The sequence below is a fragment of the Sporanaerobium hydrogeniformans genome (assembly GCF_002735925.1).
GTDB classification, from domain to species: Bacteria; Bacillota; Clostridia; order Lachnospirales; family Cellulosilyticaceae; genus Sporanaerobium; species Sporanaerobium hydrogeniformans.
The window spans coordinates 148,166-162,692 of the sequence record NZ_PEDL01000003.1 but is presented as its reverse complement, the minus strand read 5'-3'; the positions used below and the strand labels follow the sequence as shown (position 1 = coordinate 162,692).

The 14,527-nt window shown below is 34.6% G+C and carries 15 protein-coding genes; 1 reads left to right on the top strand and 14 read right to left on the bottom strand.

All coding sequences use genetic code 11. The features are described from left to right. Nucleotides 1-10: 10 nt before the first annotated feature. From holA to CS063_RS05500, 6 genes are read right to left on the bottom strand one after another with little or no spacing between them, the layout of a single operon-like run. The gene (gene holA / locus CS063_RS05525) at nucleotides 11-997 is read right to left on the bottom strand and encodes a DNA polymerase III subunit delta (RefSeq protein WP_099448693.1); all 987 of its coding nucleotides are present in this window, start codon (nucleotides 995-997) and stop codon (nucleotides 11-13) included. Next, a complete protein-coding gene (locus CS063_RS05520) occupies nucleotides 994-3,282 on the bottom strand; it encodes a DNA internalization-related competence protein ComEC/Rec2 (protein ID WP_308415435.1) in 2,289 nt (762 codons plus the stop codon). Before CS063_RS05520 ends, holA begins: the two co-directional genes overlap by 4 nt. Continuing rightward, the gene (locus tag CS063_RS05515) at nucleotides 3,269-4,225 is read right to left on the bottom strand and encodes a GerMN domain-containing protein (RefSeq protein ID WP_099448691.1); all 957 of its coding nucleotides are present in this window, start codon (nucleotides 4,223-4,225) and stop codon (nucleotides 3,269-3,271) included. Before CS063_RS05515 ends, CS063_RS05520 begins: the two co-directional genes overlap by 14 nt. After that, the gene (locus tag CS063_RS05510) at nucleotides 4,222-5,664 is read right to left on the bottom strand and encodes a sensor histidine kinase (protein WP_099448690.1); all 1,443 of its coding nucleotides are present in this window, start codon (nucleotides 5,662-5,664) and stop codon (nucleotides 4,222-4,224) included. Before CS063_RS05510 ends, CS063_RS05515 begins: the two co-directional genes overlap by 4 nt. Nucleotide 5,665: 1 nt before the next feature. Next, nucleotides 5,666-6,352 carry a response regulator transcription factor gene (locus CS063_RS05505; RefSeq protein ID WP_099448689.1) on the bottom strand — a complete coding sequence of 229 codons (687 nt, stop codon included), beginning with the start codon at nucleotides 6,350-6,352 and terminating at the stop codon, nucleotides 5,666-5,668. An 18-nt stretch (nucleotides 6,353-6,370) separates the two neighbouring features. Further along, nucleotides 6,371-7,045, bottom strand: coding sequence for a helix-hairpin-helix domain-containing protein (locus CS063_RS05500; RefSeq protein ID WP_099448688.1), 675 nt, complete (start codon nucleotides 7,043-7,045; stop codon nucleotides 6,371-6,373). A gap of 114 nt (nucleotides 7,046-7,159) precedes the next feature. Between CS063_RS05500 and CS063_RS05495 the strand changes: the two genes are divergently transcribed. Next, nucleotides 7,160-8,491, top strand: coding sequence for a D-alanyl-D-alanine carboxypeptidase family protein (locus CS063_RS05495; RefSeq protein ID WP_099448687.1), 1,332 nt, complete (start codon nucleotides 7,160-7,162; stop codon nucleotides 8,489-8,491). A gap of 61 nt (nucleotides 8,492-8,552) precedes the next feature. Here the strand turns inward: CS063_RS05495 and rsfS are convergent, their stop codons facing one another. The 8 genes from rsfS to CS063_RS05455 all read right to left on the bottom strand — a co-directional run bounded on the left by rsfS (nucleotide 8,553) and on the right by CS063_RS05455 (nucleotide 14,525). Next, on the bottom strand, nucleotides 8,553-8,900 hold the full coding sequence (rsfS, locus tag CS063_RS05490) for a ribosome silencing factor (RefSeq protein ID WP_308415434.1): 348 nt from the start codon (nucleotides 8,898-8,900) through the stop codon (nucleotides 8,553-8,555). Further along, nucleotides 8,881-10,143, bottom strand: coding sequence for a nicotinate-nucleotide adenylyltransferase (gene nadD, locus CS063_RS05485; RefSeq protein ID WP_099448686.1), 1,263 nt, complete (start codon nucleotides 10,141-10,143; stop codon nucleotides 8,881-8,883). Before nadD ends, rsfS begins: the two co-directional genes overlap by 20 nt. 207 nt (nucleotides 10,144-10,350) lie before the next feature. Next, nucleotides 10,351-10,650, bottom strand: a complete 300-nt coding sequence (gene yhbY, locus CS063_RS05480; RefSeq protein WP_099448685.1) for a ribosome assembly RNA-binding protein YhbY — start codon at nucleotides 10,648-10,650, stop codon at nucleotides 10,351-10,353. 11 nt (nucleotides 10,651-10,661) lie between these two features. Then, entirely contained in the window at nucleotides 10,662-11,939 is a 1,278-nt protein-coding gene (gene obgE / locus CS063_RS05475) for a GTPase ObgE (protein WP_099448684.1), read from the bottom strand. 78 nt (nucleotides 11,940-12,017) lie between these two features. Then, nucleotides 12,018-12,308, bottom strand: coding sequence for a 50S ribosomal protein L27 (rpmA, locus tag CS063_RS05470; protein ID WP_099448683.1), 291 nt, complete (start codon nucleotides 12,306-12,308; stop codon nucleotides 12,018-12,020). A 12-nt stretch (nucleotides 12,309-12,320) separates the two neighbouring features. Next, nucleotides 12,321-12,656: a ribosomal-processing cysteine protease Prp gene (locus CS063_RS05465; RefSeq protein WP_099448682.1), complete on the bottom strand. Its 336-nt coding sequence runs from the start codon at nucleotides 12,654-12,656 to the stop codon at nucleotides 12,321-12,323. A gap of 5 nt (nucleotides 12,657-12,661) precedes the next feature. Further along, nucleotides 12,662-12,973, bottom strand: coding sequence for a 50S ribosomal protein L21 (gene rplU, locus CS063_RS05460; RefSeq protein ID WP_099448681.1), 312 nt, complete (start codon nucleotides 12,971-12,973; stop codon nucleotides 12,662-12,664). A gap of 130 nt (nucleotides 12,974-13,103) precedes the next feature. Further along, nucleotides 13,104-14,525, bottom strand: a complete 1,422-nt coding sequence (locus tag CS063_RS05455; protein ID WP_099448680.1) for a ribonuclease E/G — start codon at nucleotides 14,523-14,525, stop codon at nucleotides 13,104-13,106. Nucleotides 14,526-14,527: the final 2 nt, after the last annotated feature.

Sequence of the window (14,527 nt, the reverse complement as noted above, 5' to 3'; positions counted from 1 at the left end):
CTAGACTCTCTTATCCTATCTTAGGTTGGTTTAAACAATTCATAATTAAAACTTCTACGCACTTAACCCCTTCCATTTTTCCTGTTTTAATTGCTTGATCTGTCTCTAAGCAAGCAGCTAAAATAGCTTCCAATTGCTTAAAAGAGTACTTTCTACTTTGCTCAGTGAGTTCTTTCACAGCAAAATAGGGTAGCTTAAGCTGAGTTGCTAACTCCTTTTGTGAAAGATTACGTTTACTACTTAGATATTTTATTTGAAGCATCACACGGTAATGTCTTGCAATAAGCACTAAAATACCAATTGGGGATTCCTTACTCTGAATCATACGATTATAGATGGCTAAAGCTTCACTTGATTCTTTGGCACCTATCTTTTTTACAAGTTCAAAGACCCTTTTCTCTAGAGAAAATATGCAGACTGCATCAATGGCTTCTTGAGTTATTTTTCCCTCTTCTACATAGGTGATAAGTTTCTGAAACTCTGTTAAGATAGCCTCCACATTTTCTGGCATATTCCGTATAAAGTAAAGAAGATTCCCCTTATCCATTTCAAGTCTGTTTTTTTTAAGCTCTTTTTGCAGAATAGTGATAACTTGTTCTTCACCTGGATAGTCACAAACAATGATTGCATAACGTTCTTTAAAGACCTTGTAAAGTTTATTGCGTTTATCCACTTCCTTTTCGTCAACAACTAAAAGAATATACTCAGGTAAATCCTTTATAAGTCCTAAGAAACTATCACTTTCTTCTTTTTTACCTGCTTTAAATAAACCTGAATCCTTTAAGTAAATTAATTTATGCGATGCAAAAAAAGGAAGCGTATTCAATGTATCTTCTAACTTACTAAAGGAAAGGTCTTTAGCTTTTATTTCTACATAATTCATCATATCTTGTTCATCAATGCAGTAGTCTTGCTTAAAAGTTTTAAACCATTTAGCTTTCAACCAATTGTCCTCTCCCATCAAAAGATAACCTTGTGTATTTAACATTTTTGTCATTCTTCTTCCCCCTTTCTATAAGTCCACATTTTTAATGTGTCCCCATCTGTTTCAAATGTAATAGCTCCTCTTTCATCTGTTCTTAAGATAGATATATCTTGAAGCTCTAAACGTCTCAAGACTTCTGCATGAGGGTGTCCGAACCGATTAGCTTTACCACAGCTTATCATAGCATATTTAGGTTTTACTTCATAGAGTGTTTTTTCATGAGTTGATGTACGGGAACCATGATGTGCTATCTTTAAAACATCAATATTTCCTAACTTATTAATGGCTCGCATCTCATCATTTGCTGATAAATCACCTGTCCATAGTGCATTAAATTGTTTATAGCCAATAAAGCAACTAAGAGAATTATCGTTTGAGTTATTGGCTCTTTCTCCTTTAAAAGGCGTCAAAATATGAACCTCTAAAGCTCCTCTTTTAAAATAGTCTCCTCGTATAAGGCGCTGAACGGAAACTTGTTTTTGTTCACATATTTCTAGAAGCTGTTGTTCTAGCTCTGAAGAATCCGTAGCAGATAGAAAAACTTTTTTAATCCGTAAGTTACTTTGTAAAAGTTCCAATACACCACCAATATGGTCAAGATCAGAATGTGAAACAAAAAGAGCATCTATTTGTTTCTTACCTTGATATTTAATAAAGCGTTCTAGTGTCTTGCCTTTTCCTTTATTACCTCCATCAATTACCCAAACCTCTCCATAAGGAGTTGTCATAACCATTCCATCACCTTGTCCCACATAAAGCTGTGTAAATCGAAGAGGTATAGGAAGGAGACTTTGAACAAGGATATATAAACCACTTATAAGGATAGTTCCTTTAAGATAAATGGAGCGTGCATAATAACCTAATAAATAACCTATTATTAAAGTAAACAAAAAATAATAACCTATTAGCTCCCACATATTCGGCCTACCTATACACCATGTCCCTAAAGGCCAACTACAAGCCCACGTTGCTAATTTCTCTACTAATACTAATACACCACACACTGCATCTCCTAACTGAGCTGCTAAAGGCATACAAAAAATGCTCATGCCTATGATCCCCCATCCAATTAAAAGAAGTAATGAAAAAAGAGGAACCAAAAAAGGAGTAAACACTTGTGTTAAAAAAGGAATCTCAAAAAAATGATATGCCAAAAGAGGAGATAGAACAAGCGTTACCATTACCCAACTTAGTAAACTTATTTCCCAATTCTTTAATCTTCGTCCCTTTTCTTCCCATTTTCTTTTAAGGAGCTTACTTAAAAGGAGTGCACCTACCGCACCAAAAGAAAGTTGAAAGCCTGCTTGATAAAGCTGATAAGGTGCGTCTAAAAGAAGAAAAACTGCTGCTATGGCAAGACTTGTCCAATCATCTTCTTGTTCCCACAAACATCTAGCTACGATAAAAAGAGTGCACATCACTGTTGCACGAAGAGTAGGTGTACTACCGCCCATCATAAAAGCATAAAACCAAATCAAACAGCCCGCTACACTATACCTTAAAATATAGTTTAGACCTAACAAACTACCTATTCCTAATAGAAACGTTAAAACCAAACCTACGTGCAAACCAGATATAGCTAAAACATGTACCACTCCCATTTGAGAATAAAGCATATAGGTCGTATCAGGAATTTCTTCGGATTCACCGCCTAATAAAGCTAACATAATTCCTTTATCTTGACTTTTAAAAAGATAATGAATACGTTCTCTTAGCTTCTGCTGCATTTTTTCTAGTATTGTTAACTTATAGCCTAACTGCTTAACTTCTTTTCCTTTTAAATAGCCGATTTGATTTTTGCTTTTTAAATAGTAAGGATAATTCCAATCACTTGGATTCATAGGTGGTAATGGTTTCTCAAGAGTTCCCTTCACCTCTATTAAGTCCCCTTCTTTTATAGTAGCACTTAAAGGTAACCCTACAAGCACATTAGATTTTAAATGTTTGGCTCCCCCTTTTTCATATAAAGCTACTTGTCTAAGCTCAATTTGTTTGTTGTAACTTGTCTCCTTAGATGCTTTGACTATCCCTGTTAAGGTTAGTACCTGCCTTTTTTCTAGCCAACTTTCTTCCTTTACTGTTGAGTTGCCTAATAGCACCCCTAATCCTAAAAGAAAGCAACACAAATAGGCAATGGCCAATTCATATTTTATATACCACCACCCTATGAGGCTTATCAAAAGAAATACTAGCAATAAAAGGAGAAATGGTGCCTTTTGACATACCATTTCTCCCCCTATTATCCCAATAACTATATAAACTGCCCCCCCTACAAGGGGTCTTTTAATCTTTCGCAATGAGTGATTCATCCCTTCCTAGGAATTCACTTAAATCAATATCTTTACTAAACTCACTCTCTTTTTTTCCATCAATCAAAAAAGCAACTTTACGAATATCTGATTTTTTAGGCTCTGGTAAATCTGTTAAAGCATTGACAATAGAATACACCATTAATTTTTTACTAAGCGATGAGGTAAAATGCTTTGATTTGATATCAAAAGATAAGTCCACCTGACAAACACCATCCTTAGTTGTAATGGCATTAAGCTTTGTTTCTTTTGGAAGCGTAGCATGCAATCCCTCTATCTGTGGCCCTTTAATAAGCTCTTCTACCACATAGCGCTCGAGAGGAATGCTGTTGTTAGTTAAAATCATCCTTTCTTCTTTCACTAATGCTGTTCCCTCTGCATTAGCAAAATAAAGCTTAATTTTTTGTTGTGTAGTTGGTGGATTAGGTTCTAAAACATTTGTAACCACATCATTATATGTTACAGCGCCAATTACATCTCCCATTAAATTAGTTAGTGGCTTACCTTTCATAGAAAAATCAACGGCTTTTACAAAGTCTAATTGAGTAAGGGAATAAACAAGTGAAGCACGCGTAGCAATTTGTTCTTGTGGTGAAAGTAGCTCATACGTTCCATCAAAGTTAATACTTACAATCCCATCCTTTAAACTAATAGCATCAATTGGTAAGGTTAATTTTGTTTGTAACGTATTTGTTGTTTGGGCTCCCTTATACAAGGCTTTTATAACCACGTCTAACAATTTATCACTTGGTGTATTGGGTGCCAAATCTACAGCCACATTTTCTGTAATCAAACTTCCATCCTCAGCATTATAAAAATACACTTTTAAACTATTTTCTAACTCTTCTTGATGAACTTGAGATTCACAGCCTACTAAAGCCATGCTTATTAAGCTAAGTCCTAATAATAAGCTAAATATGCGTTTTTTCATCGAGTGCCTCCTTCCCAAACATGGCGAAGAGGTATTTGTATAACAAAGGTAGACCCTTCTCCTTCTTCACTTTCTACTACAATTGCCCCATTATGCATCACAATAGTTTTATAAGTAATGGCAAGACCTAAACCTGTACCTCCTGTTTCACGATTGCGTGTTTTATCCGTACGATAAAACCGTTCAAAGATTTTAGACTGCTCTTCTTTTGCAATCCCAATCCCTGTATCTTTGACTGTAATAAAGACATCCTGTAAATCACTTTGAATAATGACCTTTACTTCCCCACCATTAGGTGTGTATTTAATGGCATTTTCAATAAGATTAGAAATAGCTAAAGTAAATTTCACTTCATCAATTTCTGCTGTAATATCTTTATGACTTTCATAAATTAATTTAATTTCCTTCTTCTTCGCTAGTGGAATAAGTCTTTTGAGTATACCTTGTGTCACATCATTCAGGTTGACCGTATTAATATTGAGTGGGACTTCTCGTTGGTCTAAACGTACTAATGTTAAAAGATCAGAAATAATATTATTTAAACGATCTACTTCTGAATTAATATCTGTAAAAAATTCCTTATACATTTCTACTGGTACATTCTCTTGAAAAATAAGAGACTCTGTCAACACTTTAATTGAAGAAAGGGGCGTTTTTAATTCATGAGATACATTGGATACAAATTCTTGACGTGATTGCTCTACTCGTTGCAATTGCTCAGCCATATGGTTAAATGCATTGCCTAGCTCTGCAATTTCATCCTTCCCTACAACATCTACTTTTTGATCAAGCTGACCTGTTGTAATACGTTGTACAAACTTCATTAAAGTTTTCAAAGGTTTTGTAATCAGTGAGGATGTGACAAAGCATAGAATTCCTACAAATAAACTCGTGACTAAAGAAAGAAGATAAATCTGACTCTTCATGTCAGCTAATGACTTGTATACGGAGTCAATGTTACCAGATAAAATAACAACTCCTAACACTTCATCTTTATTATTTTTATCTGGAACAGAAACAGCAGCATTAATAATAGTTTGATCGCCAAGCTGATATTTCTCTGCACTATCTTTTTTATTAAGTGCATCAAAAATCTGTTTATTCATAATGGTTTTGTTAAGAGCAGTAAAGCTAGAGTCTACTACAACAAAACCATATTTATCCACCACTAAAATACGACAATCAAAGTCTTTTTCCTTACTCATCTCTATGATTCGAGAAGAAAAATAGTTATAATTACTCGCATCTTTTAAGTAATTTCCTTCTTTAGTTTGTATAGACACTAAATTGGCTTTACTGAGCCACTCCTGCTGTGCCTTTTTTACAAAATAAAATTCCATACGACTTAAAAGTACAGAAGAGAAAAAAGTAAGTGGCATAAAACTCACAATGAAGAATAAGACAAGTAGGCGCCATCTTAAGCTTTGAAACCACTTCATTCTAATCTTTAAAATAATAACCTACCCCCCATTTTGTATAGATATATTCAGGTTGTCCTGGATTAGGCTCCACCTTTTCTCTAAGTCTCCTTACATGTACATCCACCGTACGCACATCACCAGGATATTCATGTCCCCAAATAGTATCTAGTAGTTGGTCACGACTATATACTTTACCTGGATGTGTTGCAAAGAGTTCAAGAATATCAAATTCCTTAGCAGTTAAATTGATTTCTTGTTCTTTAATAAATACACGACGACTATTTACTTCTAGACGTAACTCGCCTACTTCAATTACCTTTTTATTAGGTTCCTTTTCAACATGTGTTGATCTTCTCAAAATGGCTTTAATACGTGCTTTTAGCTCCAAAATGTTAAACGGCTTTGTTACATAGTCATCTGCCCCATACTCAAGTCCCATTATTTTATCCATGTCCTCACCTTTAGCAGTTAGCATGATAATGGGAATATTAGAGAACTCTCTTACTAATTGACATACCTCTAATCCATTATATTTAGGTAACATCACATCTAAAATCATTACATCATATTTTCCGTTACGCACATTATTAAGCGCTTCTTCCCCGTCATAAGCTGCATCAACTTCCCAGCCTTCTTGTTCGAGGCTAAACTTGATACCTTTGACAATAAGTTTCTCATCATCTACTACTAAAATTTTACTATTCATTTTAGATCCTCCCTCATTCTATCGTGTCACTAAGTCTCTTATTTTTTCTAAGGTCTTCTCTCCTATTCCAGATATCTGAAGCAACTCATTTATATCCTTAAAGCCACCTTTTTCTTCTCTGTAAGCAACAATGGCTGCTGCTTTGACTTTTCCAATACCTGGCAACTCTTGAAGCTGGGCTTCACTTGCACTATTAATGTTTATTTTTTGACCTTCTTTTGAAGAGACTTCTTGCTTGTTTCCCAAGTACTCTTCTCTATTGTCATATGAATTAGCAAATTTGTCAATTTCTTCTCCAACTTTTGGTACAACTATTTTTTCATGAGGGATAACAGGACTTGCTAGATTTAAATAATAGGGTTCTGCTTCCTCCGTTAAGCCGCCACACATAGTCATCAATTCTGCTAGAATAGCCCCTTCTTTCATGTAATAAACACCTGGCTTAACAACTTCTCCACAAATATAAACAGGTACCTCACGTGTAACTTCTGGTGAAGGCAAGGAAACTTCTACTGTATCTTGAGTTGTTATTTCTTGAACTTGAACTTCCTTAGATACTTGTGCTATTTGTTCCTCCTGTATACATTTATCAACAAGTGGACGCTCTATCTGCTGTACACCGTAACCTATAGCTAGTAGGATACCTATACCTACTAAAAGACCTATGTTTTTGTATTTTTTTTCATCTTTCATTTTTATGCACCTCTTGCATAAAGTTTTAACATTTTTTTAATAAATTAGTCAGTTTACCCTTACTAATTTAAAAGACATTTGTTATAATTGATAAGAGAAAGGGGTCGTCAAACAATGAAATTTAAACGTTTACTTAAACTGAGCCATTATCTACTTGTCTTCAGTTTGTGTGCCCAAAGCTTACTAGCGACAGAGGTTGCTTATCAAGCACCTGCTGTTAGCGCTACTTCTGCTATTTTAATGGATGTTAAATCTAAAACCATTCTTTATCAAAAAAATGCTGAAGATAGGCACTATCCCGCCAGTATTACAAAACTTATGACTGCCCTATTAACCATTGAAAACCTAAAACCTACCGATAGGGTTACCTTTTCTAAAGAAGCTATCTATGGTATTGAAAGAGGAAGCAGCCATATTGCGCTAGATGTTGGCGAGGAAATAACTGTGGACCAAGCTCTTCATGGTTTACTTCTCGAATCTGCCAATGAGGTTGCTAATGGACTTGCAGAAGCTACGAGTGGTAGTATTGAAAATTTTGCAGTACGTATGACAGAACGTGCTAAAGAGTTAGGAGCTAAAAATACAAATTTTATGAATCCTCATGGTCTAGATAATGAAAATCATTATACGACAGCCTATGATATGGCTCTTATTTCTAGTTATTTAATGACTAATTCCTACTTTTTAGAAATTATGAGTCATAAAACTTATCAAATTCCTTATACCAATAAAACAAACGAGGTTCGTTATTTTTCTCAACAACATGGTCTAATGAATGAAAAAAGAAATAGTCGCCTCTATCGACCCGATGTTATTGGTGGAAAAACCGGCTATACAGATATTGCTCGTCATACATTAGTTACTATGGCTAAAAAAGGAGAGGTAGAGCTTGTAGTAGTTATCTTGAAAGCAGATGACAAGGAAATGATGTATGCAGATACCAATGCTTTATTGGACTATGGTTTTAATGCTTATCGTACACTTTCACTTCATAGTCCTCAAACAACATTAAAAACCTTGCCGCTTTATAGTATAAGAAGTGGAGAACTCTATCAAGCTGGTAATGTATCCATTGGTACTCAAAATCCGCTCTCTATTTTAATGCGTAAAGATATTAAAGAACGCGATATTACTACTCAAATGAAACTACCCGATTATTTAACTCTTGGAATAACTAAAGGGAGTACCATTGGGGAAATTACTTATTTATATAAAAGTGAAATTCTTGCTAAAAACACGTTAGTCATTCAAGATATCTCTTATTTACCCTCCCCTTATATCACAGTGTCTCCTACACCTGAGTCACTTTTTCCTATCTCTTATAAAATTCTTTTCGCTATAATCATTACTATTGTAGGAAGTTTATTTCTTTTATTATCCTTTAAATGGAAAAGGAAACGCCATCGTCAAAAAGTCAAGATAAACTTGGACAAACTACTTAAATAATGATAATCAACATAAAAAGGCTTGTTACTTAACCTTTTAGGATTAATAACAAGCCTTTCATCTATTCAAAAGTAAATTTGGGGGCATCCTTCCACAAACGATTTAAACCATAAAACTCTGCTTCTTCCTCATGTAAAATATGAATAATAATGTTACCATAATCCATCAAAATCCATTTTGCAGTCTGATAGCCTTCCTTTTGACGCAAACGGATACCTTCTTCTATGAGCATATCCTCCACATCATTTGCAATAGCTTGAGTTTGCCTGATATTAGAAGCTGTTGCAATAATAAATATATCTGCTAGTGGAGTTAATTCGTGGACATCTAAAACATCAATTCCCTGTATACTTTTCTTATTAATGATTGTAAATATTTTTTTCGCACAATCAAGTATCTCTTTGTTCAAATTGTGTTTGCTCCTTTCGCTCACTTTTAGTCCTAACTTTCTCGTATTCTGCAATTAGCATCGTCGTAATAGGATGTGCCTCCTGCTTTAGTATATTGGTGACATAGTTATAAGAAGAACAGAGCGCTACGTACATTGCTTCATTTAAATCATACATAGCTAAGTGACGAATTTCCTCTTTTGCTTTATACGGGCTACGTCCTGCTTCTGTCATATCTGCTAAATAAATAACCTTTTCTAAATCTGTCATATAAGGTCGTCCAATAGTATGAGAAGCAATACTTTGTAAAACAGAGGGAGTTGTAATGTGCCAATCTCTTTTTAGCAACTCAGCTGCTATTTTACCATGAGCTAAATCAATATGCTTTTCTTCAAAGGCATCTAAAGTAATATCATAAGCCTTACAAAGTTTTCTTTTTTCATCCCCAGAAATCTCTTTTGCTACATCATGAAAAAGTGCTGCTAAAAAGACTTCATCATAGTTTAGTTGATGCACCCTAGCAAATTCCAGAGCCATTTCGATAACTCCTTTTGTATGTGCATAACGTTTAGCGGATAAACGCTTAGCCACATAAGCACACATCTTTTCTCTTTTCTCAGTTGTTAAACAAATGGCATAATGATATAATTTATATTTTTTTATATAATTTTCAACTTCAGGAGGCACTAAATATTTAATAGGCTTTTGATTTTCAATCCGATAACGAATATCAGAAGATGAAATAGCTAAAGCTGGTACCTCAAGAAAATGAATATTCGTCTCATATTTTCTTTTAAGTTCCTCAATTTGTTTAATTAACTCTTCTTTATTATAGCCTGGTCTTGTTACTGCTACAAATTCACAGATTTGCAAAAGCTCCTCTGAAGATTTCCACGTTAATATTTTATGAATGGCATCTGCACCTGTAATAAAATATAGCTTTACCTGTTCACCATAAATTTTTTTAAGTTCTTTAATCGTATCAATGGTATAGGTAACACCTTCTCTATTAATCTCTAATTTAGAGACCTTAAAACTAGGATTAGCTGCTGTTGCAAGTACGGTCATCAAATAGCGATGTTCACTCGTCGTCATATTAATGCTGGCTTTATGAGGGGGATGACCTGTTGGTATAAATAGTACTTCATCAATATCAAATTCCTGTCTTACTTCTTCTGCCGTTACAAGATGTCCAATATGAATAGGATCAAATGTTCCCCCCATTATGGCTAACTTACGCATGGCTCCAAATTGTGAGATCATACAATCTTTCTCTCCTCTTATTATCAGTCTACCCTATATACTTTTCTTATTATAACCTATTTTTATGAATTTGAAAGTCCTAATCCATAAAATCTTCCCTTCTTGTTTTTCTAAAAATAAACTTTTTTATAACATGCTTCTAAAAGCAAAAAAAGTCTTTTCCTCTAGTAGTCTAAACTTACTAAAGAAAAAAACTCTCTTTTATTTTTACTGAGGAAGCATAATTCTATGATTTTCTTTAGAAGGCTTATAGAGCACAATCTTTTTACCAATGATTTGAACAGGTAAAGAATGTGTTCTTTCACTTAACTTCTCACATACATCACGAGGATCTTCCAGACAGTTATTTAAAATACTAATTTTAATTAACTCTCTAGCTTCTAAAGCTAAAGCAATGGCTTCCGTTACTTCTGGTGTTACACCATTTTTGCCAATTTGAAAAATGGGATCTATTTTTTGAGCCAACCCTTTAAGGTAAGCACGTTGTTTACTTGTTAAAGTTTTCATTTTGGATTCTCCTATTTAAAATACTCAAATTCTAAATCATAAATATTAACTACGTCGCTTTCCTCTATTCCAGCGTCTACTAAAGCTTGTATAATCCCTTTATCTCTTAAATATTTCTGGAAGAAAGCAAAACCTTTTTCTGTATCTAATGCCGTATAACCCATCATACGCTCAATAGCCCTACCTTCAACCACATAATAACCTTCACCTGCTTTTGTCACAGTAAATGGTTCGTCATCAGCCTCAGAGTTTTCTTCAAATTCTGGCTCGAAAATAATGGTGTGATCGGGTACTTTTTCAAGAAGCAATCCAATAGCCTTTAATAAGTCTTGTAAATTCTGATTACCTGCTGCTGAAATAGGTATAACTTCTATACCTTGAGGTTCAAATTCTGCCTTTAAGTGTGCTAAATTTTCCTCATAATTTCCTACATCCGTTTTATTGGCTGCAATAAGTTGAGGCTTATTTTTTAAAATCTCTGGATTATAAAGTTTAATTTCTTTTTGAATAGTATAAATATCTTCTACTGGGTCTCTTCCTTCTGTTCCCGCTACATCAACTACGTGGACTAGCACTTTTGTACGTTCCACATGGCGTAAAAAGGAATGACCTAATCCAATTCCCTCTGATGCACCTTCAATAAGTCCAGGGATATCAGCCATTACATAGTGTTTACCATAAGAATTGCTAATAACCCCTAAATTAGGTGCTAAGGTTGTAAAATGATAATTAGCAATTTTAGGTTGTGCATTACTCACCATAGAAAGTAAAGTTGATTTTCCAACATTGGGATAACCTACAAGTCCTACATCCGCAATCATTTTAAGTTCAAGAATAACCCAGTATTCTTTACCTGGTTGTCCTTTCTCTGAATAGCGTGGCGCTTGGCGCGTAGCTGTAGCAAAATGCTGATTACCACGTCCACCTCGTCCCCCACTAAAAACAATTTCTTTTTGATCTATACCATGTAAATCTGTAATAACTTTACCTGTTTCTGCCTCACGAATAATGGTACCTTGGGGTACACGAATAATTAAATCTTGTCCGTCCTTGCCATGGCAACGCTTTTTGCCTCCACTTTCCCCATTTTCTGCTTTATAATGACGATTATGTCGAAAGGCCATTAAGGTATTGACTCCCGGATCCACTTCAAAAATCACATGACCGCCACGTCCACCATCACCGCCATCTGGACCACCATTAGGCACATATTTCTCTCTTCGAAAAGAAACATGTCCGTCACCACCTTTACCTGATTTAACAAATATTTTTACTTTATCAACAAACACAGTATCACTCCTTTCTATCTATAGTTTATACATAAAAAGAAGGTTTCAAACTGTAGTTGAAACCTTCTAAAAGTCTTCTTATGCTTCTTGTGCTACTGGATATACAGAAACTTGTTTTTTATCTCTGCCTTTACGTTCAAATTTAACGCGTCCATCCACTAATGCAAATAACGTATCGTCGCCGCCACGTCCTACATTCTCACCTGGATGAATTTTAGTTCCTCTTTGACGATATAGAATGTTACCAGCTTTTACAAATTGTCCATCTGCTCTTTTCGCACCAAGGCGTTTTGATTCAGAGTCACGACCGTTTTTAGTTGATCCTACCCCTTTTTTATGAGCAAAAAACTGAAGGTCTAAACGTAACATATAATTCACCTCCTATTTAGTTCTAATTTGAATATATTTTTCTCCGTACGTTTCTTGAATAGTCTTAAGACCTAATACCATACTTTTTAAAAGTAATTCGGACTCCTCTTCATATCTTCCTAATTTACGATTAGGAAAAGCAATATCAAGAAGCCCTCTTTTTGAATCCATACTAAGTTCCGTATAAGGCTCCTTAGTATATAAACTAATGGCATTAATTGTATTAATAGTTAACATACTAATTGCGGCACAAACGATGTCTTCACCATGTACTGCAAATCCAGCATGTCCATCTACTTTAAAACGCCAAAGTAAATCATCCTTATAATACAAAGTTACCTTTGTCATACGACTTAAGCTTCAATGGCTGTAATAGTAACTTTTGTGAAAGGTTGACGATGACCACGTTTTTTGTGGTAAGATTTTTTAGATTTGTATTTGTATACGATAATTTTTTTACCTTTACCGTCGCCTACAACATCTGCTTTAACTGTTGCACCACTTACAAAAGGAGTTCCAACTGTTAAAGAATCTTCTTTACCAACAACTAATACGTTGTCGAATACAACTGCTTCACCAGCGGCTACATTTAATTTTTCAACACAAATACTATCTCCAACTTGAACTTTGTATTGTTTGCCACCTGTTTCAATAATTGCGTACATGTGTACACCTCCTTAAACCGAAAACTCGCCGAATACGGTACATCTTGTTGATGTTTTCAACCTCTTCGTGCGGCTTAAAACACTTAAATAGTCTAGCATAGTTCCCCTAGCCTGTCAATAATCAAAACGGTTAAAATTGACATAAAAAAGCTTTTCCTTGAAGTTCTTTTGATTTCTCAAGAAATAATGTCATGTCATACGTCTTTTCTAATTGCTTTAGTATGTCATTTTCTATTAGAAAATCGTAAAGTCTTTCATGACAATGGATATAAAGCTGACGTTGCATCGTTTGCTCATGAAGATTTTTTAACTTTTGCTCCAATAAAAAAGCTTCATACAGCATGTTATAACGCCCTTCTCTTGCTCCACAAACATTACATCCCTCCAATAGCTTTTGTCCCACACTAAGTTGCTTTTTACTTCTCGTACACTGCAAAATACCTAATTCAGTTAATGGATAGACAAGAGTTCTCTTTTCACCATAGGTTTCTAGTATCTTTTTTGCATAATGATAGGCAGCCTCTCTATCCTCAGCTTCTGTCATTTCCACTAAATCCATTAAAATAATTCCTGATAAATTACGCCTTAGTACTTGCAATAGTCCTTCCTGTATAGCAAGCTGATTCAGTTCTAAAATAGCTTGTCTTGCATTTTTAGACAAAATAGCCTTAGCACTATTCACATCGATTACTGTCATAGCTTCTGTACAATCAATAACAATGTTACCCCCATTTTTAAGCCAAATTTTACGTTCAAAAAGCTTATCCCACTGCTTTTGAATCCCATAGACAAAAAAAAGATTACTTTTTTCTGTTAACACTTGTAAATCTAACTTTTTATCTGTATAGCCATATTGATGGCACACTTCTTTTAATTTTTCACTATAATCCGCATCATCACAAATAAGTGTTATTTCATCTTGCATGGTCATATGATCAAAAATCCAACTTAAAGAAGTTGGTAATTCTTCATATAGAATGCTTCCCTTCGAAAGATAATCCTTACTTTTCATAAATTGATCTGCTTTTTGAATTAAATCCTTTAGTTCTTTTTCAAAATCCTCTATCGAACACGTCATAGCCTCTGTTCGAATAATAAATCCATACTCTCTCTTACAACTTTGACGAATCTGCTCTTTAAGTTTTTCTCTTAAAGCAGATTGCTTAATTTTTTTAGATATACTGATACCCGGTTCAAAGGGTAGACAAACCATATAACGACCTTGCATAGACACCTTAGCAGTAAGCTTATTCCCCTTATCTCCTTTATTAAGCCTAGTAACTTGAATAGGAAGGCGCAATCCTTGTTTTAATTTTGCTCTATATTCTTCAGGAATCTGCGCAAAATGTAAAAGACCTTTCTTTTCAGCACCATAGTCCACAAAAACTGCCTTGAGATTTTTAACAATTTGGTCCACCTGTCCTACGAGTATTTTATTTTGCAATTCGGGTTCAAAAGGAGAATCAATGTAAGTGGCTATTAGCTCACCCTCTTGAAGATAGGCCATACGTGTTAATACTCTGCTTTTTTCAATTAAAATAGTCTTTTTCATCC